This window comes from Nonomuraea turcica (assembly GCF_030718205.1).
In the GTDB taxonomy this organism is placed as follows: domain Bacteria; phylum Actinomycetota; class Actinomycetes; order Streptosporangiales; family Streptosporangiaceae; genus Nonomuraea.
This window is the reverse complement of sequence record NZ_JAUZQF010000019.1, coordinates 110,572-131,119: the sequence shown is the minus strand read 5'-3', so window position 1 is coordinate 131,119 and position 20,548 is coordinate 110,572. Positions and strand designations below refer to the sequence as shown.

Annotated in this window: 17 protein-coding genes; 12 read left to right on the top strand and 5 right to left on the bottom strand. The window is 70.6% G+C overall.

Going from position 1 to position 20,548, the window contains the following annotated elements:
* Positions 1–5: 5 nt before the first annotated feature.
* The 3 genes from frdA to ctaD form a co-directional block, all read right to left on the bottom strand.
* Positions 6–1,739, bottom strand: a complete 1,734-nt coding sequence (gene frdA, locus Q9G87_RS40330) for a fumarate reductase (quinol) flavoprotein subunit (protein WP_305921869.1) — start codon at positions 1,737–1,739, stop codon at positions 6–8.
* An 8-nt stretch (positions 1,740–1,747) separates the two neighbouring features.
* Complete coding sequence (locus Q9G87_RS40325) at positions 1,748–1,981, bottom strand: hypothetical protein (RefSeq protein ID WP_305921868.1); 234 nt, start codon at positions 1,979–1,981, stop codon at positions 1,748–1,750.
* 66 nt (positions 1,982–2,047) lie between these two features.
* Entirely contained in the window at positions 2,048–3,751 is a 1,704-nt protein-coding gene (gene ctaD, locus Q9G87_RS40320; protein ID WP_305921867.1) for an aa3-type cytochrome oxidase subunit I, read from the bottom strand.
* A 201-nt stretch (positions 3,752–3,952) separates the two neighbouring features.
* Between ctaD and Q9G87_RS40315 the strand changes: the two genes are divergently transcribed.
* Positions 3,953–5,158, top strand: coding sequence for an aminotransferase class I/II-fold pyridoxal phosphate-dependent enzyme (locus Q9G87_RS40315; protein ID WP_305921866.1), 1,206 nt, complete (start codon positions 3,953–3,955; stop codon positions 5,156–5,158).
* 4 nt (positions 5,159–5,162) lie between these two features.
* Here the strand turns inward: Q9G87_RS40315 and Q9G87_RS40310 are convergent, their stop codons facing one another.
* Positions 5,163–5,732 (bottom strand): hypothetical protein, encoded by a 570-nt coding sequence (locus Q9G87_RS40310; protein ID WP_305921865.1) that lies wholly within the window; start codon positions 5,730–5,732, stop codon positions 5,163–5,165.
* A 52-nt stretch (positions 5,733–5,784) separates the two neighbouring features.
* Here Q9G87_RS40310 and Q9G87_RS40305 point away from each other — a divergent pair, with 52 nt between their 5' ends.
* The 7 genes from Q9G87_RS40305 (at position 5,785) to Q9G87_RS40275 (ending at position 16,313) form a co-directional block, all read left to right on the top strand.
* The gene (locus tag Q9G87_RS40305; RefSeq protein ID WP_305921864.1) at positions 5,785–7,146 is read left to right on the top strand and encodes an FAD-binding oxidoreductase; all 1,362 of its coding nucleotides are present in this window, start codon (positions 5,785–5,787) and stop codon (positions 7,144–7,146) included.
* A gap of 168 nt (positions 7,147–7,314) precedes the next feature.
* Positions 7,315–9,669 (top strand): protein kinase domain-containing protein, encoded by a 2,355-nt coding sequence (locus Q9G87_RS40300; protein ID WP_305921863.1) that lies wholly within the window; start codon positions 7,315–7,317, stop codon positions 9,667–9,669.
* 72 nt (positions 9,670–9,741) lie between these two features.
* Positions 9,742–10,374, top strand: a complete 633-nt coding sequence (locus Q9G87_RS40295; RefSeq protein WP_305921862.1) for a TetR/AcrR family transcriptional regulator — start codon at positions 9,742–9,744, stop codon at positions 10,372–10,374.
* On the top strand, positions 10,371–11,960 hold the full coding sequence (locus tag Q9G87_RS40290) for an acyl-CoA carboxylase subunit beta (RefSeq protein WP_305921861.1): 1,590 nt from the start codon (positions 10,371–10,373) through the stop codon (positions 11,958–11,960). Before Q9G87_RS40295 ends, Q9G87_RS40290 begins: the two co-directional genes overlap by 4 nt.
* On the top strand, positions 11,957–13,864 hold the full coding sequence (locus Q9G87_RS40285) for an ATP-binding protein (RefSeq protein WP_305921860.1): 1,908 nt from the start codon (positions 11,957–11,959) through the stop codon (positions 13,862–13,864). Before Q9G87_RS40290 ends, Q9G87_RS40285 begins: the two co-directional genes overlap by 4 nt.
* A complete protein-coding gene (locus tag Q9G87_RS40280) occupies positions 13,861–14,622 on the top strand; it encodes an enoyl-CoA hydratase-related protein (protein ID WP_305921859.1) in 762 nt (253 codons plus the stop codon). The genes Q9G87_RS40285 and Q9G87_RS40280 overlap by 4 nt, the downstream gene beginning before the upstream one ends.
* A complete protein-coding gene (locus tag Q9G87_RS40275) occupies positions 14,619–16,313 on the top strand; it encodes an acyclic terpene utilization AtuA family protein (RefSeq protein WP_305921858.1) in 1,695 nt (564 codons plus the stop codon). The genes Q9G87_RS40280 and Q9G87_RS40275 overlap by 4 nt, the downstream gene beginning before the upstream one ends.
* Before the next feature lie 32 nt (positions 16,314–16,345).
* On the opposite strand, the gene Q9G87_RS40270 is transcribed toward Q9G87_RS40275, so the two are convergent.
* A complete protein-coding gene (locus tag Q9G87_RS40270) occupies positions 16,346–17,227 on the bottom strand; it encodes an ROK family protein (RefSeq protein ID WP_305921857.1) in 882 nt (293 codons plus the stop codon).
* A 57-nt stretch (positions 17,228–17,284) separates the two neighbouring features.
* Between Q9G87_RS40270 and Q9G87_RS40265 the strand changes: the two genes are divergently transcribed.
* From Q9G87_RS40265 to Q9G87_RS40250, 4 genes are all read left to right on the top strand, one after another.
* A complete protein-coding gene (locus tag Q9G87_RS40265; RefSeq protein ID WP_305921856.1) occupies positions 17,285–18,091 on the top strand; it encodes a GNAT family N-acetyltransferase in 807 nt (268 codons plus the stop codon).
* Between the two features lie 114 nt (positions 18,092–18,205).
* On the top strand, positions 18,206–19,219 hold the full coding sequence (locus Q9G87_RS40260) for a phosphotransferase family protein (RefSeq protein WP_305921855.1): 1,014 nt from the start codon (positions 18,206–18,208) through the stop codon (positions 19,217–19,219).
* A 94-nt stretch (positions 19,220–19,313) separates the two neighbouring features.
* A complete protein-coding gene (locus Q9G87_RS40255) occupies positions 19,314–19,574 on the top strand; it encodes a hypothetical protein (RefSeq protein ID WP_305921854.1) in 261 nt (86 codons plus the stop codon).
* Positions 19,575–19,631: 57 nt separating this feature from the next.
* Positions 19,632–20,483 carry a helix-turn-helix domain-containing protein gene (locus Q9G87_RS40250; protein ID WP_305921853.1) on the top strand — a complete coding sequence of 284 codons (852 nt, stop codon included), beginning with the start codon at positions 19,632–19,634 and terminating at the stop codon, positions 20,481–20,483.
* Positions 20,484–20,548: the final 65 nt, after the last annotated feature.

Below are 20,548 nucleotides of genomic sequence, written 5' to 3'. Positions count from 1 at the left end.
CGGGTTCAGTCACGGCCATAGACCCTTTCTCCCGGCGGCCAGCGGGTGATCGTTACGGGGAGCAGGGTGACCGACGGGGTGCCGTCGGGGGCGCGGTGCACCAGCGAGTGCGCCAAGTAGGCGGCGTCGTCTCTGGACGCGAAGTCGGTGCGCTGGTGCGCGCCGCGCGACTCCTGCCTGTTCAGCGCGCAGGCCACGATCGTCTGCGCGACGTCCAGCATGGTGTGCAACTCCTGCAGGTTGATCAGCTCGGTGTTGAAGGCGGCGCCGGTGTCGTCGAAACACACCTCCTCGGCGCGTTCGCGCAGCTCGGCGAGCGTGTCGACGGCCTTGGCCAGCACGTCTCCGTTGCGGTAGATGCCGGCCGCGCCCTCCAGCGTGTGCTGCATCTGCTCACGCAGGTCGGCGACCCGCTCGCCGGTCCTCCTGCCCTCGCGCGCCCGCTCCAAGCGCCGCCGCTCGTCCGCGCCCTGGCTGCGGACGGCCGCCGCCTCGCCGTCCCGGTGGGAGCGGGCGAACTCGGCGGCGGCGGTCCCGGCTCGGCGGCCGAAGACCAGGCATTCGGGCAGGGAGTTCGAGCCGAGCCGGTTGGCGCCGTTGATGCTCACGCAGGCGGTCTCACCGGCCGCGTACAGGCCGGCGATGGGGGTGGCGCCGTCGATGTCGGTGTGGACGCCGCCCATCATGTAGTGCACGACCGGGCGCACCGGGATGAGGTCGGTGACCGGGTCGAGGTTCTGGTAGCTCTTGCACAGCTCGCGCACGAACGGGATGCGGGTGTCGATCTTGCCTTCGCCGAGGTGGCGCAGGTCCAGGTAGACGACAGGACCGTACGGGGTGTCGACGGTGCGGCCCTTCTCCTGCTCGTGCACGAACGCCTGGGAGAGCCGGTCGCGCGGGCCCAGCTCCATGCTGCGCAGCTTCGGCGTGGGCGTGGGCTTGCCGAGGTCGTAGTCCTGCAGGTAGCGGTAGCCGTCCTTGTTGATCAGCCAGCCGCCCTCCGCCCTGGCCGCCTCGGTGATGAGGATGCCGGTGAAGGGCAGGCCGGTCGGGTGGTACTGGACGAACTCCATGTCCTTCAGCGGCGCGCCCGCGTGGTAGGCCAGGGCCATGCCGTCGCCGGTCTTGATGGCGGCGTTGGTGGTGAAGGGGAAGACCCGGCCGCAGCCGCCGGTGGCCAGGATGACCGTCCTGGCGGGGATGGTCTCGATGCGGCCGGTCCTGATCTCCACGGCCACGACGCCGTGGACGCGGCCGTCGTCGACGACGAGCTTGGTCACGAACCACTCGTCGTACCTGACGATGTCCTGGTATTTCAGAGTCGTCTGGAACAGGGTGTGCAGCAGGTGGAAGCCGGTCTTGTCGGCGGCGTACCAGGTGCGCATCTTCTTCATGCCGCCGAACGGCCGGACGGCCACGCGGCCGTCCGGCTCGCGGCTCCACGGGCAGCCCCAGTGCTCGAGCTGCATCAGCTCGCGCGGCGCCTCGTACACGAACGCCTCGACCGCGTCCTGGTCGGGCAGCCAGTCGCCGCCGGAGATCGTGTCGTAGCAGTGCTCGTCGAGCGTGTCGTCGAGGCCGATCACCCCCGCCGCGCCGCCCTCGGCGGAGACGGTGTGGCTGCGCATCGGATAGACCTTCGACACGACCGCCACCTTCAAGGACGGGTCCGACTCGGCGACCGCGATGGCCGCGCGCAGGCCCGCCCCGCCTCCCCCGACGATCAGCACGTCGATCATTTGATGCCTCAGCTCCCGTGGTCGGGTTGGATCGGGTCCTTCACCCGCTTGCCGTCGTGGCGGATGGCGGACAGATGGATGCTTCCGTCGTGGTACTCGTGGCGGATCCGGCGGCAGCCGCAGTCGAAGAACTGGTCACGGATCAGCAGGCCGTAGCCGTCGTCGTCGACGAGGCGCTCACCTCCGGACTTCTTGCCACAGGGGGCCGTCTCGGGGTCGAAGGGGATCTTCGTGCCTGTCATCGCCGATCTCCTTAGATGGGCGAAACGTCATCTCCACACAAGCACCGCGATCTGTTTCGGGAAAGGTCAGTCGGATGTGTCCTGGCGAGGCGACACCTCGGCCTCTCCGCCCTCCCCCACCGCTGAAGGGCGTTCCTCAAGCTGCCGGGGGTAGTGCAGGTCGAAGGCGGGCCGCTCGGAGCGGATGGGCGGGATGCTGGTGAAGTTGTGCCGGGGCGGCGGGCAGGAGGTCGCCCACTCCAGGGAGTTGCCGTACCCCCACGGGTCGTCGAGCGTGACCTTGGGGGCGTGCCTGGCGGTCTTGAACACGTTGTAGAGGAACGGCAGCGTGGAGGCGCCCAGCAGGAACGCGCCGACGGAGGAGACCTGGTTGAGCCAGGTGAAGCCGTCGGCCACCCCGTAGTCGGCGTAGCGCCTGGGCATGCCGAGCTGCCCCAGCCAGTGCTGCACCAGGAACGTGGTGTGGAAGCCGATGAACAACGTCCAGAAGTGCACCTTGCCGAGCCGGTCGTCGAGCATCCTGCCGGTCATCTTCGGCCACCAGAAGTAGAACCCGGCGAACATCGCGAACACGACGGTCCCGAACACCACGTAGTGGAAATGGGCGACCACGAAGTAGGTGTCGCTGATGTGGAAGTCGAGCGGCGGCGAGGCCAGGATGATCCCGGTGAGCCCGCCGATCAGGAACGTCACCAGGAAACCCACGGAGAACAACATCGGCGACTCGAACGACAGATGCCCCCGCCACATGGTCCCGGTCCAGTTGAAGAACTTCACCCCGGTCGGCACCGCGATGAGGAACGTCATGAACGAGAAGAACGGCAGCAGCACCTGGCCGGTCGCGAACATGTGGTGCGCCCACACCGTCATCGACAGCCCGGCGATCGCGATCGTGGCGCCGACCATCCCCAGATAGCCGAAGAGCGGCTTGCGGCTGAAGACCGGGATCACCTCGGTGATGATCCCGAAGAACGGCAGCGCGATGATGTACACCTCGGGGTGGCCGAAGAACCAGAACAAGTGCTGCCAGATCAACGGCCCGCCGTTCTCGCTCAGGAAGACCTGCGTGCCCAGCTTGCGGTCCGACTCGAGCGCGAGGAGCGCGGCGGCCAGCACCGGGAACGCCAGCAGCACCATCACGCTGGTCAGCAGGACGTTCCAGGTGAAGATCGGCACACGGAACATGGTCATGCCGGGTGCCCGCATGCCGATGATCGTGGTGATGAAGTTGACCGCGCCGAGGATGGTGCCGAGCCCCGACAGCACCAGCCCCATGATCCACAGATCGCCGCCGACCTGCGAGGAGTAGATCGACGACGACAGCGGCGTGTACGCGAACCACCCGAAGTCGGCCGCCCCGCCGGGCGTGAAGAATCCGGCCAGCACCATGAGCCCGCCGAACAGGAACAACCAGTACGCCACCGCGTTCAGCCGCGGGAAGGCCACGTCCGGCGCGCCGATCTGCAGCGGCATCACCACGTTGGCGAAGCCGGCGAACAGCGGCGTGGCGAACAGCAGCAGCATGATCGTGCCGTGCATGGTGAACAGCTGGTTGTACATCTGCTGGCTGATCAGATCCATGCCCGGCTGCGCGAGCTCGGCCCGGATGATCATCGCCATGATCCCGGCCGCGAGGAAGAACCCGAACGAGGTGATCAGATAGAGGTATCCGATGACCTTGTGGTCGGTCGTCGACAACCAGGAGGCGATGACGGTCCCGGTACGGCGGCGCCGGACCTGCTCGATCGAGGGCTCGCGAACGGTCGTCACGGCTGCTCCCTCCAGTGCGGAGTTGGGCCTGCCCCGATCTACCCATTCCACGCCAACCGCAGCCGCGCGGGAAGTCGTTCTTTGACATTGGCGGCCGATGATTTTGCCCGCGGCTGGTCGCATGAAGCAGACCGGCGGCGGTGCCGCGTCCGGAGTTCTTCTATCCTTGCGGTCTGGGACCGATTCCAAGGAGAGATCTCTGTGACCGCTCAGCGTGACTACGCCGCCCTCGTCCAGCGGGGGCTCTCGCTCGACCTCACCCGAGGCAAGCCGTCGCCGCGCCAGCTGGACCTCTCCAACGACATGCTCACACTGCCGTCGTCTTACAAGGCGGCCGACGGCACCGACGGCCGCAACTACGGCAACCTGCAGGGCCTCGCCGAGCTGCGCGCGTTGTTCGCGCCGCTGATCCAGGTACCCGCCGAGCAGCTCGTCGTGGGCGGCAACGCCAGCCTGGCGCTCATGCACGACACGGTGGTGCACGCGCTGCTGTCCAAGGTCCCCGGTGCCGAGCGGCGCTGGATCGAGGAGCCGGAGATCACGTTCCTGTGCCCGGTGCCCGGCTATGACCGGCATTTCACGATCTGCGAGCGGTTCGGGATCAAGATGGTCCCCGTGCCGATGAACGCCGGCGGCCCCGACATGGACGTCGTGGAGCGCCTCGTCGCCGCCGACGCGAGCGTCAAGGGCATGTGGTGCGTGCCGAAGTACAGCAACCCGTCCGGCATCGTCTACAGCGACGAGACGGTCCGCAGGCTGGCCGCCATGCCTGCCGCCGCCCCCGACTTCCGGATCTTCTGGGACAACGCCTACGCGGTGCACCACCTCACCGACGCCCCGGCGGAGCTGGCCGACCTGCTGGCGCTGGCCGCCGAGCACGGCAACGCCGACCGGGTGTTCGTCTACGCCTCCACCTCCAAGGTGACGCTGGCCGGGGCCGGCGTGTCGTTCTTCGGCTCCTCGCCGGCGAACGCCGAGTGGTTCCTCCACAACACCGCCAAGCAGTCCATCGGCCCCGACAAGATCAACCAGCTGCGGCACGTGGAGTTCCTGCGCGACGGCGCGGGCGTGGCCGCGCACATGCGGCGGCACGCCGAGCTGATCGGGCCGAAGTTCGAGCTGGTGGACAAGGTGCTGACCGAGCAGCTCGGCGGCCTGGCCACCTGGACCAGCCCCAAGGGCGGCTACTTCATCAGCCTGGAGGTGCCGCACGCGGCCGAGGTGGTGGCCAGGGCCAAGGCCGCGGGCATCGCGCTGACGCCGGCCGGCGCCACGCACCCCTACGGCAAGGACCCGGACGACCGCACGATCAGGATCGCGCCGACCTACCCGGACCTGGACGAGCTCGAGCAGGCCATCAACGGCCTGGCCGTGTGCGTGCGCCTGGTCGCCGAGGAGCGCGGCTGACCGCCTAGCGGCCCGGCCTGAAGCCGAAGATGTAGTCGCGCGTCTCGCTCGGGTGGAACGAGACGCCGATCTCCGGCTCGAAGACGACGTTGTCGCGGGCGCAGTAGTAAAGGCCCTCCCAGACGGCCAGGGCCTTCTCCCTGGCAGGGGCCTCGACGTTGTCGCGCTTGCGCGCGCCGTACGCGCCGAGCACGTTCAGCAGCCCGAACCCCCAGAACAGCCCGGTCAGGCAGAACGGGGCGAGCAGGACCTCGCCCCACTGCGGGTCCTGCCCCATCGCGATCACCAGTGACACGACCAGGTGCACCAGCGCCGCCGCGCACAACATGATGTAGCCCTGGTTCCTCGCCCACGGGGTGTAGTGGCGGCTGGGGAACGACAGCCAGACCGCGAGCTGCGTGCGGCTCATCACGTGCTTGGACGCCCCCAGCGTCGCCGCGGTGGGCAGATCGGCGACCTCCCGCGTGCCCGGCAACCTGACCCGCCCGATCTTGTACGTGGTCCCCGCGGCGACCGCTCCGGGGACCGCGACGACCTGGTCAGTACGCGAGCACACCGGGCACCTGACTTCCACCTGGGCAGTTTGTCCTTAAGGAGCACTCTGCGCAAACCATAAGCTGCATGATGTGAGACCGATTGATGCCTTGGTGAACGCCCTGCCCGAGGGCCGCGTCCTGACCGACCCCGACGTGATCGACTCCTACGCCCGCGACCGGACGTTCCTGGAGCCCGGCAAGCCGCTCGGCGTTGTCCTCGCGGCTTCCCGCGACGACGTGGTCACCACGATGACGTGGGCGAGCGAGCACCGGGTGCCGGTCGTGCCGCGCGGCGGGGGCACGGGCCTCGCGGGCGCGTCCGTCGCCGGCGACGGCGCGATCATCCTGTCGCTGGCCAAGATGACGGCGATCAAGGAGCTCTCCCCCGCCGACGAGATCGCCGTCGTCGAGCCCGGGGTCATCACCGCCGACCTGGACCGGGCCGCCAGGGAGCACGGCCTCATGTACGCGCCGGACCCGTCGTCGTACCAGATCTCCACGATCGGCGGGAACCTGGCGACCAACGCCGGCGGGCTGCGGTGCGTGAAGTACGGCGTGACCAGGGACTCGGCGCTCGGCCTCGAGGTCGTGCTGGCCGACGGACGGGTGCTGAACACCGGCCGGCGCACCATGAAGGGCGTCACCGGCTACGACCTGACCGGCCTGTTCGTCGGCTCGGAGGGCACGCTGGGCGTGATCACCGCGGCCACGGTGCGGCTGCGGCAGGCGCCGGCCGCGCCGCCCGCGACGTTCGCCGCCGAGTTCGGCTCGCTCAGGGACGCGGGGGCGGCGGTGTCGGCGATCATGGCGGCCGGCTGCCAGCCGTCGCTCATGGAGCTGCTCGACCGCGCGACGCTGGAGGCCATCAACGACCTGCGCAACTTCGGCCTGGAGGCCGAGACGACGGCCATGCTCATCGGCCAGTCCGACGCGGCCGATGGGCAGGCGGTGGCCGAGCGCATGGAGCAGATCTGCATGGACAACGGCGCCTCGTTCGTGGCCGTGTCCTCCAGCCCGCAGGAGGCCGAGGAGCTGATCGGGCTGCGCAGGATGGCGTACGACGCCAAGGAGCGGCTCGGGGCGTGCCTGGTGGAGGACGTCTGCGTGCCGCGATCGGTGCTGCCCGACATGATCACCGCGGTCGAGGCGGCGGCGGCCCGGCACGGGGTGAAGATCTGCACGGTCGCGCACGCCGGAGACGGCAACCTGCACCCGGTCTTCATCTTCGACCGCGGGTCGCTGGAGCCGCCCGCCGAGGTGTGGGCGGCGGCGGACGAGATCTTCACCCACGCGCTGGAACTGGGCGGCACGCTCACCGGGGAGCACGGCGTGGGGCTGCTCAAGCAGCGCTGGCTGGCGATGGAGGCCGGGCCGGTGGCCGCCGAGGTACAGCGCGGCATCAAGGCCGTCTTCGACCCGCTGGGCATCCTCAACCCGGGCAAGGCCATCTGAGCCGCTCTTGACCAAGCCGTGACCTTGGACGTCGCCACGCACACGACCTGGGCCGAAAGGCTGACTAGGCACGTCAAAAGACGAAACTTCTGATTGGTCCGGCAGACGCCCCAAGCGTCACGCTGGTAGCGTTTTGCCTCATCTATTGGGTTGTGATGGGGGTCCGACGTGAATCAGTTCCAGCCGTTGGCGGCGGACGACCCGCGACGGCTGGGGGCGTACGACATCGTCGCCCGGCTCGGCGAGGGCGGCCAGGGCGTTGTCTATCTCGGCAAGAGCGACTCCGGGGAACAGGTCGCGGTCAAGCTGCTGCACCACGCCCTGGTGGCCGATGCCGACGCCAGGACCCGGTTCCTGCGCGAGGTGGCGGTGGCGCAGCGGGTGGCCAGGTTCTGCACCGCCCCCGTGCTCCACGCCGACCTGGACGGGAGCCGGCCGTACATCGTGAGCGAGTACGTCCCCGGCCCCTCCCTGCGTGAGCTGGTCATCAACGAGGGCGCGCGGCGGGGCGCGGCGCTGGAACGACTCGCGATCAGCACGGCCACCGCGCTCGCCGCCATCCATCGGGCGGGGATCCTGCACCGCGACTTCAAGCCCGCCAACGTGCTCATGGGCCCCGAGGGTCCCGTCGTGATCGACTTCGGCATCGCCCGCGCCCTGGACTCGCCGGGCGCGACGGCCACAGGGATGGCGATGGGGACGCCGTCGTACCTGGCGCCGGAGCAGCTGAGTGGCGCGGCGGTCTCGGAGGCGGCCGACGTCTTCGCGTGGGGCGTCACCATGGTGTACGCCGCGACCGGCAAGCCCGCGTTCGGCGCGGACTCCATTCCGGTGGTGATGAACCGGATCCTGAACGAGGAGCCGGAGCTCGGAAAGATGGAGGGCGAGCTGGGCGCCCTGGTGGCCGCCTGCCTGTCCAAGGACCCGACCCAGCGCCCGAGCGCCGACGACCTCATCCTGCGCCTCACGGGCCAGCCCGTGCCGAAGTCGGCCATCGAGCCGGTGACGGGGCAGCAGTTCGGGGTCGCCGCCGGCGCGCAGCCGTACGCCGGCGGGCCCCACGCGGGCCAGGACGCCTACTCCGGGCCCTGGCAGCCCGCTCAACCCTCGGTGCCCGGCACACCGCCGCAGACAGGCCCCTACGGTGTCCCTGCGGCCGCCCAGAACGGCCCCGGCCAGGGCGCCTCCCCCATGGGGACGGCCCCCGGAGGCGGCTCAGCCCATGGCCACCCGCACCCCGGGACACCTGGTGGCCCTCAGCTCGGCGGCCCGCAGCTCGGCGGCGCCCCAGCCGGGACGCCCGGCGGGCTCCAGTCCGGAACCGCCGGCTCCCAGAACGCGACGCCCGGCAACGGTCAGCACCCGGGATCGCCCCAAGGTGGCGCCACACATGGCGGCGCCGCCCGGAGTGCTCCCACTAGTGGCCCTCAGGCGGCCGCCGGCCCGTTCCAAGGCGGAGCCCCGGGCGGGCACAGCGGTCCGGGTGGTCCGGCTGGGCATGGTGGCCCGGGCGGTCACGGTGGCCCCGGTGGGCCAGGTGGGCATGCTGGCTCGGGCACGCCAGGCGGACCCGGCAGGCCGCCTGGTGGAACGGGCGGCCCGGGTGGGCCCGGCGGATCCTCTCGGCCCGGTGACGGCGCGCCCGCGAGGCAGCGCCGTACCCTGGCCCTCGCCCTGTCCGGCACCGCCGCCGCGGCCCTGCTCGTGGTGGTCGGCGCCGTGGTGGTGCAGGCCAACAGCAACAGCAAGCAGGTCCCGGTGGTAGCCGTGGGCGATGCGAGCCAGAGCACCCCCGGTGACGGCTCGGGCGCCGGCCAGCCCGTCGAACCTCCGACCACCGACCAGACCCCCGCTCCGGTCATCCCGACCGAATCCTCGGACCCGGTCCCCACGATGGACATCGAGCTCCCTGAGGAGACCAAGGAGCCGAAGAAGTCCAAGGAGCCCATCGCCCAGGTCCCGACCACGGCCGAGACCGCCGCGCCGCGACCCCAGACCTCGACGAAGAGGCCCGACCCCGAGCCCTCGCCGACCAAGACCAAGAAGACGAACGTGATCGACCCGGAAGCGGAGCCGACGGAGAGACCGAATCCGGGTCAGACGGCCACCGTCCCAGCGACCACCAAGCCCACCGCGAAGCCCAGCTCGCCCAAGCCCAGTTCGCCCAAGCCCACCCCCACCCCCACCCCGACACTGAAGCCGAACCCTTACAAGCCAGCCACTGTGTGCGGATCCGGGTACAGAGTGATCAACTCGCACGCGCTGGGCCGCGCCAGGATCTACCTGCTGTGGAACGGCACCGCCGGCAAGAACTGCGTGGTGACGATGTCGAACGTGGTCTACCCCGGCAAGGTTCAGATGAACGCCATCCTGCAGGTCAAGGGCGGCTCGAGCGGAAGCAACCCCGGCCGGTTCACCGCTTACGCGGGCCCGGTCCGGCTGTCCGCCGTGAAGAAGTGCGTGATCTGGGGCGGCTCGTTCGCCGGCATGAGCTGGAAGTCCGGCTGGAGCCACTGCAAGTAGGCTCGCGGGCGACCGTGTCGCCCGCGACAACTCCCCTTCCCGTCACACGACCTGGCGGCTACCGTAGTTGACGTGATCGTCAGGTCGTCGCCGGTGCTGACGCCGCGCGGCAAGCGGACGCGGACCGCGTTGCTGGAGGCCGGGCGCGCGGCGTTCGAGGAGCACGGATACGACGCCGTGCGGATCGACGACGTGTGCCGCCGCGCCGGAGTCTCGCACGGCTCCTTCTACACCTACTTCGGCTCCAAGGAAGCGCTGTTCGGCGAGGTGGCGGAGGCCGTGGTCGGGGAGATGTTCGCGGCCAGCGTCGTCGGGGACACGACCTCAGGCGACCCGTACGCGCGCATCGAGGCGGCCAACCGGCTCTATCTGCGGGCGTGGGCGGCGAACTCGCGGCTGGTCCGGATGGTGGAGCAGGCGGCCGTTGCCGAGGACAGGTTCGGCAGGCTGCTGCTGGAGCTGCGCGAGGTGTTCGTGCGACGCGGCGCGGACGGGCTGCGGCGGCTGCAGGAGCTAGGGCTGGCCGATCCGGCGCTGGATCCGAGGCTCACCGCCATCATGCTGGGCGGGATGGTGGAGCATTTCGCTCATGTCTGGCTTGATCTCGGCGAACAGGCTGACGAGGAGCTGGCCGTCGATCATCTGACGCGGCTATGGGCGCAGGCCATCGGGTTGACGCGAACGTCAACTACGGAGGGCTCATGATCAGGAGCAGGATCGACCCGCACGGCGACGAATACCGGCAGCGGCGCGAGGCGATGCTGGCCAAGCTGGCCGAGCTCGACGCCGAGCACGCCAAGGCGGTCGCCGGGGGCGGGGAGACGTACGTCGAGCGGCACCGCAGGCGGGGCAAGCTGCCGGCCCGGGAGCGCATCGAGCTGCTCGTCGACCCGGACTCACCGTTCCTCGAGCTGTCGCCGCTGGCGGCCTGGGGCAGCGAGTTCCAGGTCGGAGCCGGGATGGTCGCCGGGATCGGGGTGATCGAGGGGGTCGAATGCATGATCACGGCGAACGACCCCACGGTCCGCGGCGGGGCATCGAATCCGTGGACGCTGAAGAAGTCGCTGCGGGCCGCCGACATCGCGCTGCAGAACCGCCTCCCCTACGTGAACCTGGTCGAGAGCGGCGGCGCGGATCTGCCGACGCAGAAGGAGATCTTCATCCCGGGCGGGCGCGTCTTCCGGGACCTGACGAGGCTGTCGGCCGCCGGGATCCCAACGCTCGCGCTGGTCTTCGGCAACTCCACGGCCGGCGGCGCGTACGTGCCCGGAATGAGCGACTACGTGGTGATGGTGCGGGATCGCGCAAAGGTGTTCCTGGGCGGCCCGCCGCTGGTCAAGATGGCGACCGGGGAGGAGTCCGACGACGAGTCGCTGGGCGGGGCTGAGATGCACGCCAGGGTCAGCGGGCTCGCCGACTACCTCGCCCAGGACGAGCACGACGCGCTCAGGATCGGGCGGCGCGTCATACGGTCGCTCAACTGGCGCAAGAAAGGACTCACCCCACTCCCCGTGCGGGATCCGGAATATCCTGCGGACGAGCTGCTGGGCATCGTGCCCGAGGACCTTAAGGTGCCGTTCGACCCGCGCGAGGTGATCGCCAGGGTGGTGGACGGGAGCGACTTCGAGGAGTTCAAGCCGCTGTACGGGGCCTCGCTGGTGACGGGATGGGCGCGGATCCACGGCTACCCGGTGGGCGTGCTAGCCAACGCGCGCGGCGTGTTGTTCAGCGAGGAGTCGCAGAAGGCCACGCAGTTCATCCAGTTGGCGAACCAGTCCCGCACCCCGCTGCTCTTCCTGCAGAACACGACCGGCTACATGGTCGGCAAGGATTACGAGCAGGGCGGCATCATCAAGCACGGCGCCATGATGATCAACGCGGTCTCCAACTCGACCGTCCCGCACCTGACGATCGTGATGGGAGCCTCGTACGGCGCGGGCAACTACGGCATGTGCGGGCGTGCCTACGAGCCCCGCTTCCTGTTCAGCTGGCCGAGCGCCAAATCGGCGGTGATGGGCCCGGCGCAGCTGGCGGGGGTGTTGTCCCTCGTGGGGCGGGCATCGGCGCAGGCCAAGGGGCAGGTCTACGACGAGGAGGCCGACGCGGCGATGCGTGCCATGGTGGAGGCCCAGATCGAGGCGGAGTCGCTGCCGTTCTTCCTGTCGGGACGGCTCTACGACGACGGCGTGATCGATCCGCGCGACACGCGTACGGTGCTGGGCATGTGCCTGTCGGCGATCAACAGCGCCCCGGTTCCGGAGCCCAAGGGATTCGGGGTGTTCCGGCCGTGATCACCCGTCTGCTCGTCGCGAACCGGGGCGAGATCGCCCGCCGCGTCTTCCGTACCTGCAGGTCGCTCGGCATCTCCACGGTCGCCGTCTTCGCCGACCCCGACGCGGACGCGCCGCACGTGGCCGAGGCCGACCTCGCGGTACGGCTGCGCGGCGCCCGCCCCGCCGACACCTACCTGGCCGCGGACCGCATTCTCGAGGCCTGCCGGGCGTCCGGGGCGGACGCGGTGCATCCCGGTTACGGCTTCCTGTCGGAGAACGCCGCGTTCGCGCGGACGGTGCTGGCGGCGGGGCTCATCTGGGTGGGCCCGCCGCCGGCGGCCATCGAGGCCATGGGAACGAAGATCACGGCGAAGCGGCTGATGGAGGAGGCCGGGGTCCCGGTCCTGCCCTCGCTCGACCTGACCGCGCCCGCCGAGTTCCCGCTGCTGGTGAAGGCGTCGGCCGGTGGGGGCGGACGCGGCATGCGGATCGTACGGGAGGCCCGCGAGCTGGCGCGGGAGGTCGAGTCCGCGCGGCGGGAGGCGGAGTCGGCCTTCGGCGACCCGGCTGTGTTCGCCGAGCCGCTGCTGGAGCGGGCCAGGCACGTCGAGGTGCAGGTGCTGGCCGACACGCATGGGAGCGTGTGGGCGCTGGGCGAACGCGAGTGCAGCGTGCAGCGGCGGCACCAGAAGGTGGTCGAGGAGTGCCCCTCGCCGGGCATCTCGCCCGAGCTGCGGGAGCGGCTGTGCGAGGCCGGGGTCAGGGCCGCGCGCACGATCGGGTACGTCGGGGCCGGGACGGTGGAGTTCCTGGTCAAGGGCGATCGGGTGGCGTTCCTGGAGATGAACACCCGGCTGCAGGTCGAGCATCCGGTCACCGAGCTGGTCTACGGTGTCGACCTCGTGCGGTTGCAACTGGAGGTGGCCGAGGGCGCCGCGCTGCCGCCCGTGCCGCCCGATCCGTCCGGGCATGCGGTGGAGGTGCGGCTGTATGCGGAGGACGGAGACTATCTGCCGCAGTCGGGGGTGTTGCGGCGGTTCGAGATCGGCGGGGACGTGCGGGTGGATTCGGGGGTGGAGTCGGGATCGGTCGTCTCGCCGTACTACGACCCGATGCTGGCCAAGGTGATCGCGCACGGCTCGTCCCGGGCGGCGGCGGTGCGGAAGCTGGTGGCGGCGCTGCGGGGAGCGCGGCTGCACGGCCTCACCACTAATCGCGATTTGTTGCTGAAAATCCTGACAAATCCGGCTTTCCTGGCCGGTGACACCCACACCGGCTTCCTGGCTCCCGGCGGTCCCGTCGGCTCTGACGCCCTGGCTCCCGGCGGTCCCGTCGGCGCTGACGCCGCTGAGCCGGCCGACGAGTTGCCCGCGCTGGCCGCCGCCCTCGCCCTGGCCGCCGCGAACCGCCGCCGCGCCCGCGTGCTGGCCGGCCTGCCGAGCGGCTGGCGCAACGTCCGCTCCCAGCCCCGCAAGGCCGGCTTCGCCGGGACAGAGGTCGTCTACGACCCGCTGCCCGGCGGCGTCGTCACGATCAGCGCCGAGCCTCACCAGGTGGTCCTGGAACGCGACGGCGTCCGGCACACGTTCGAGATCGCCCAGTACGACGAGGGCGGCACCGTCTACGTGGATCATCCCGGCGGCCACGCCGAGCTGACCCCGGTGCCGCGCCTGCCCGAGCCCGTCGAGCGCGTCGCGCCGGGATCCCTGCTGGCCCCGATGCCGGGCAGCGTGCTCAGAGTCGAGGTGGCGGCCGGCGACCGCGTGACGAAGGGCCAGTCGGTGCTGGTGCTGGAGGCGATGAAGATGGAGCATCGGATCGCCGCCCCGGCCGACGGCGTGGTCTCCGGCGTGCACGTCGAGAAGGGACAGCAGGTCGAGGCGGGCGCCGTACTGGCGATCATTCAGGAGGGGGACCAATGACGAGCCTCGTGCGCAAGGACCTGGCGGACGGCGTCGCCACCGTCACGCTGGACTCGCCGCACAACCGCAACGCCCTGTCCGCACGCCTGCTCGCCGACCTCATGGAGGCGCTCACCTGGGCGCTGGCCGAGCCCGCGGCCCGGGTGATCGTGCTGACCGCCACCGGGACCGTGTTCTGCTCGGGCGCCGATCTGAAGGAGCAGAAGGGGGCGGGCGCGCCGGTGACGGCGTCGCTCCCGGAGATCTTCACGCTGCTCTGGGAGAGCCCGAAGCCGGTCGTCTGCCGGCTGAACGGCACCGCCCGGGCAGGCGGCCTGGGGCTGGTGGCCTCCTGCGACTTCGCGATCGCGCCGCTGACGGCGTCGTTCGCGTTCACGGAGGTACGCCTCGGCGTCGTGCCCGCCATGATCTCCGTACCGGTGCTCAGGCGGCTCGACCCCCGGGCGGCCGCTGAATACTTCCTGACCGGCGAGGTGTTCGACGCCGCCAGGGCCGCCGAGATCGGGCTGCTGTCGCGGGCCGTGCCGGAGGAGCAGCTGGACGCGACCGTCGCGCACTACACCGAGCTGCTGATCAAGGGCGGGCCGGAGGCGCTGGCGATCACCAAGCGGCTGGTCAGGGAGGTGCCTCAGCTGTCGTTCGCAGACGGGCTGCGACGCATGGCGGAGCTGTCCGCCGAGCGGTTCACCTCGGAGGAGGGCCAGGAGGGCATCGCCGCGTTCTGGGACAAACGCCCGCCGAAGTGGGCGTCCCCGTGACGCTGCGGATCGCGAACTGCAGCGGCTTCTACGGCGACCGGCTCTCCGCGGCGCGGGAGATGGTCGAGGGCGGGCCGATCGACGTGCTGACCGGGGACTGGCTGGCCGAGCTGACCATGCTCATCCTGGCGGGCAACCGGCTCAAGGGCCGTCCCGGCTACGCGCCCACGTTCCTGCGGCAGCTGGAGGACGTCCTCGGCCCTTGCCTCGACCGAGGCATCAAGATCGTCTCGAACGCGGGCGGCCTGGACCCGGCGGGGTGCGCCGAGGCCGTGCATGAGCTGGCCGCCCGGCTCGGCCTGTCCCCCAGGGTCGCGCACGTCACCGGCGACGACCTCACCGGGCGGCCGCTCGACCTGGTCAACGCCGACACCGGTGAGCGGCTCGACGCGACCCCGCTGACCGCGAACGCGTACCTGGGCGGGCGCCCCATCGCGGCCGCGTTGTCGGCGGGGGCGGACGTGGTGGTGACCGGCAGGGTGACGGACGCGGCGCTGGTCACCGGGCCGGGCATGTGGCGGTACGGCTGGGGTCCCGGCGATCTGGACGCGCTGGCCGGCTCGGTGGTCGCCGGGCACGTCATCGAGTGCGGCTGCCAGGCGACCGGGGGCAACTACGCGTTCTTCCAACGGGTGCCCGACCTGGCTCACTGCGGCTTCCCGATCGCCGAGCTGCGGGCCGACGGGTCGGCCGTGATCACCAAGCATCCAGGCACGGGTGGCCTGGTCTCGATCGGCACGGTGACCGCGCAGCTCGTCTACGAGATCGGCGGCCCGCGTTATCCCGGTCCGGATGTGGTGGCGAGGTTCGACACGATCACGTTGTCCGAGGACGGGCCGGACCGGGTGCTCGTGTCCGGGGTCCGGGGGGAGCCGCCGCCGGACACGCTCAAGGTCGCGGTCAACTACCTGGCCGGCTACCGCAACACGATGACGCTCGTGCTGACGGGGCTGGATGTGGAGGCGAAGGCCAGGGTCGCGGAGGAGGCGATCTGGGCGCGGATCCCGCGTGAGTCGTTCGACCAGGTGGACGTGACGCTGACCGACGGCGGGCTGCTGCGGATCACGGTCATGGACGCCGACCGGCGCACGGCCGGCCGGGCCTTCTCCTCGGCCGTGGTGGAGACGGGGCTGTCCAGCTATCCGGGCTTCTACGGGCTGACGCCGCCGGGCGACGCCTCGCCGTACGGCGTGTACTGGCCGGTCCTCGTCCCGGCCGCCGAGGTCCGGCCTCGGGTGTTCATGAACGGCGACGAGCTGACCCTCGCTGACGCGGCCTCCCACACCGCTGCGGCCGCGGAGTCGCTCCCGGCTCCCGCGCGGCGCGACGTGACGTCCATGGTCGACGGTCCCGTGGTGCGGGCGCCGCTGGGGCGGGTCGCCGGGGCTCGGTCGGGCGACAAAGGCGGCAACGCGAACCTGGGGGTCTGGGCGGACACCGCCGACCGGTACGGCTGGCTGGCCGGCCATCTCACGATCGCCACGCTCAAAAAACTGCTCCCGGCCCTGGCCCCGTACCGGATCGAGCGTTTCGAGCTGCCGAACATCCTGGCGCTCAACTTCGTCGTCCACGACCTGCTGGGCCGGGGCGTGGCGGCGAGCCCGCGGATGGATCCGCAGGCCAAGGCCCTGGGCGAGGAGCTACGCGCCCAGCTCACCGATATCCCCGCCGTGCTCCTGCCCGGCCCCTGAGGGCCGGGCCGCCCCGCCCGGCCGGCCTGCGTTCAGCGCGCGACTGTGCGTTGCGCCCGCCACCCCAGCAGCCCCGCCCCCAGCAGGCCGGCCTGCCCGCCGAGCCGGGAGGCGCGCACGTCCGGAGCGGGACGGAAGGCGAGGCGCTCGGCCAGGCGGGCGCGTACCGGCTCCAGCAGGGCCTCACCCGCCTGCGACAGGCCGCCGCCGATGACGATGAGCGCCGGATCCAGCAGCAGCGTGTACGTCGCCAGCGCCAGGGCGAGCGCCTCGACCGCCTCCCGCCATACCTCGGCCGCCGCCTCGTCCCCCTGCCGCATCCTGCGGAGAACGTGCTCGGCCGACGGCTCGCCGCATCGCGCCGCGATGGCCCCGGCCGATGCGTAGGCCGCCAGGCAGCCTTGCTGCCCGCACCCGCACGGCAGCCCGTCCGGCCGGACCGGGATGTGCCCGATCTGCCCCTCCCATCCGCCCGCGCCCCCGTACGGGGAGCCCGACAGGACGACCGCGCCCGCGATGCTCGTGCCGATGGGCAGGAACAACACATCCCTGCCGCCCACTCCGTAGACCAGCTCGGCCTCCCCCGCGGCCCGCACGTCATGCCCCAGCACCACGGGCAGGTCGACGTCCGTGAACGCGGAGACCGGAACGTCTCGCCACCCGAACGCCGCGGAGAAGACCGCGTGCGTGGCCGTGACGAGCCCTGGCACCGCCAGCCCCACGGCCACCGGCCGCATCCCGGCCCGCGGGCCGCACAGGTCGCTGACGAAGGCCGAGATGGCGGCGATCACCCGCTCCGCCCCCTCCGCGCGGGGCGTGGGCCGGCGCTCGGCGTAGAGGATCGTCCCGTCACGGGCGACAAGTCCACCTTTCATGGTGGTCCCGCCGACATCGACCGCCGCAACGCATTCCATCCCGCCCTCCAACAATCACTTTGAGATCAGCATCCCCCATAGAGAAAGATGTCCCCTATGACCCCTCGCCGTCTCACTCTCGACGACCTGGACGACTGCACGCGTCTGGCCAAGGACCGCGGCTGGCTGCCCGAACAGCACAAGTGGCGCCTGCTGCTCGAGGTCGGCGAGCCGTACGGCATCGACGCGCCGGACGGCGACGGCTTGGCCGCGACAAACATCCTGACCTCCTACGGCGACGACCACGCCGTGATCAGCATGGTGCTCACGGCTTCCAGGTTCGGCAGGCGCGGCCTGGGCAGCCGCCTCATGGAGCACGTGCTGGAGCGGGCCGGGGACCGGACGGTCTCCCTCTACGCCACCGAGTACGGCCGCCCACTCTACGAACGACTCGGCTTCCGCGTCGTCCGCACGGCGGGCAAGCACGCCGGCCGCTTCAGCGGCGAGCCCTCCGGCCGGACGCGCCCCGCCACCCCGGACGACCTCGGCACGATCCTGGCACTGGACGCCGAGGCGTTGGGCACGGACAGGTCCGCGGTGTTGCGCCGCATGTTCACCTTCGGCGAGGAGGTCAGGATCGCCGACGGCGGTTTCGGTCACCGCTGGCGCAACGACGACAACACGGTCATCGGCCCCGTCGTGGCGCGGGACGAGGAGACCGCGCGGGCGCTCATCGGTGACCTGGCTCTGGGGGCGGAGGGCGAGGTGCGGATGGACTTCGACCTCACCCACGAGTCCATGATCAGGTGGGCGGGCGAGCATGGCGTCACTAGTTCGTGGCAGGTCTCGCGCATGGTGCGTGGCAGCGGCCTGCCCGGCGATCCCGCCCGCCAGTTTCTGCCGTTCATGCAGGCCCTGGGTTGACCGGGGCGCGGCGCCTTCATAGGGTCACGACCAGAATATCGTTCTATACTGTAGTGGGCCGGCCGGCGGCGGCTCGGCGGCTTTGTGCGCGAGCTGGCCTTTGAGGGGCGGTACATGACCTCCACCCACATCGACGTCGGCGCCATCGACTTCGACGCGCTCGGCGCGTGGATGGACGGCCAAGGGTTGCCTGGGGGCCCGATCACGGATGTGGCGCCGGTCCTGGGCGGCACGCAGAACGTCATGGTGCGGCTCGAACGCGGCGGCCGCCCGTACGTCCTGCGCCGCCCGCCCCTGCACGCCCGGCAGAAGAGCAACGAGGTGCTGCGCCGCGAGGCGCGGCTGCTGGCGGCGCTGCGTGACACGCCGGTCCCCGCGCCCGCGCTGGTGGCGGCGCAGACAGCGCGGGAGCCGGTCTTCTACCTGATGGAGCCGGTCGACGGGTTCAACCCGTCGGTGGGGCTTCCCGAACCGCACGCGTCCGACCCGGCGATCAGGCACCGGATGGGGCTCGAGGCCGCCGCCGCGCTGGCCGAGCTGGGGCGAGTCGATCCGGGGGTGCTGCCGGGCTTCGGCCGGCCCGAGGGGTTCCTGGAGCGGCAGGTGCCGCGCTGGCTCAAGGAGCTCGACTCCTACGGCGACCTCGACGGCTACCCCGGCCCCGACATCCCCGGCCTGCGCGAGACCGCCGACTGGCTGACCCGCCACCTCCCCCGATCGTTCACGCCCGGCATCATGCACGGCGACTTCCACTTCGCGAACCTCATGTTCGCCTGCGACGGCCCCCGCGTGGCCGCGATCGTGGACTGGGAGATGTGCACGATCGGCGACCCGCTGCTCGACCTGGGCTGGCTGCTGGCCACCTGGCCCGTCAACAACGGGCACGTGCCCGGGCTGCCGTCGCCGCAGGAGCTTGTCGCCTACTACGCGGCGCTGTCCGAGCGCGACCTGTCGGCGATCGACTGGTACGCGGTCATGGCCTGCTTCAAGCTCGGCATCGTGCTGGAGGGCACGCACGCCCGGGCGTTCGCCGGCAAGGCGCCCAAGGACATCGGCGACCTGCTGCACGCGACGACGCTGGAGTTGTTCGAGCGGGCGCGGGAGTTCAGGGACGGCGTTCTCGGCTGACCGTATATCGCAATTTTCGGAAAGCACGATCATCGCTCCCCTCCGAGACGTACAATTGCGCGCAATTGCACTGATATTTCGGGGAAGGATCGTCATGCGCATGCGGTTCCTCGGCTCCACCTCGGAGGCGGGCGCCTGTCCCACCCTGTACGAGACCGACCGCGGCACCATCGTCATACAAGGACTCGAAGTCACCGACGCGGAGGCGCTCGCGGACCTCCGCGACGTCCTCGACGGCGAGACCGCGGTCGAGGTCCCCCGCGAACTCATCACCGAAATCGCCCGCCGGGTCCTGCCCGACGGCGCGGCAACCGCTTTCCCAACCAGCGGAGAAACACCCACGGCAACCGGTTGATCACAATTGCGGCGGGCACTGGCATGATCGACGCAATCGGGACTAGCCTCTTGCGGCGTGACGTCGTTTCAGCAGGCGCGCATCGACCTCGGCGGTCAGCTACGGCAGCTGCGCGAGGCCGTCCACCTGTCGGGCAAAGAGCTGGCCGAGCGGCTGCGCTGGCAGCCGTCCAAGGTCTCACGGCTGGAGAACGCCCGGCAGACGCCTACCGAGGATGACGTGGTCGCGTGGGCGCAGGCCGTCAGCGCCACGCCCGACACGACCGACGAGCTGATCAGGCAGGTCATCGCCCTGGCGGAGCGGCACGACAGCTGGAAGCAGCGCTACCGCAGCGGCCTGGCCGCCATTCAAGAGGACATGCGGGACCTCGAGGCCCGGACCAAACTGTTCCGGGCCTTCGAGCCCGGCATCGTCGTGGGCCTGCTCCAGACCGCCGAATACGCCAGGCACGTCTTCCGCAAGGTCAAGCGCCTCTACAGCGCCGCCGACCAGATCGACGCGGCGGTGCGGGTGCGCATGCAGCGCCAGGAGATCCTTTACGACCGGAGCAGGACCTTCAGGTTCGTCGTGCCGGAGTCTGCGCTGCACACCACCCTGGCCCCTGCCGACGTCATGCGCGGCCAGCTTGATCGATTGCTCGCGGTCAGCACATTGCCGAACGTCGAGTTCGGCGTGATCCCCTTCGGCACCGAGCTGCCGTCCGCGCCGATCAACGGGTTCTGGATCTACAACGACGGCATGGTGGGCGTGGCCACCATGACGAAAGACCTGGTCCTGCGCGATCCCGATGACATCGCCTTCTACGTCAACGCGTTCGACGCCTATGCGAAAGTGGCCGAGTTCGATGAGGGCGGGCGGGAGGTTCTGATCCGCATTCTTCACGCTTACCGTAAACAAGGCCCACATTAACTGCCGCAATTGCTTGCCTCCCACCGCAAGATCGTGCAATTCTGGCGCGAGACGATGCGGAGGTG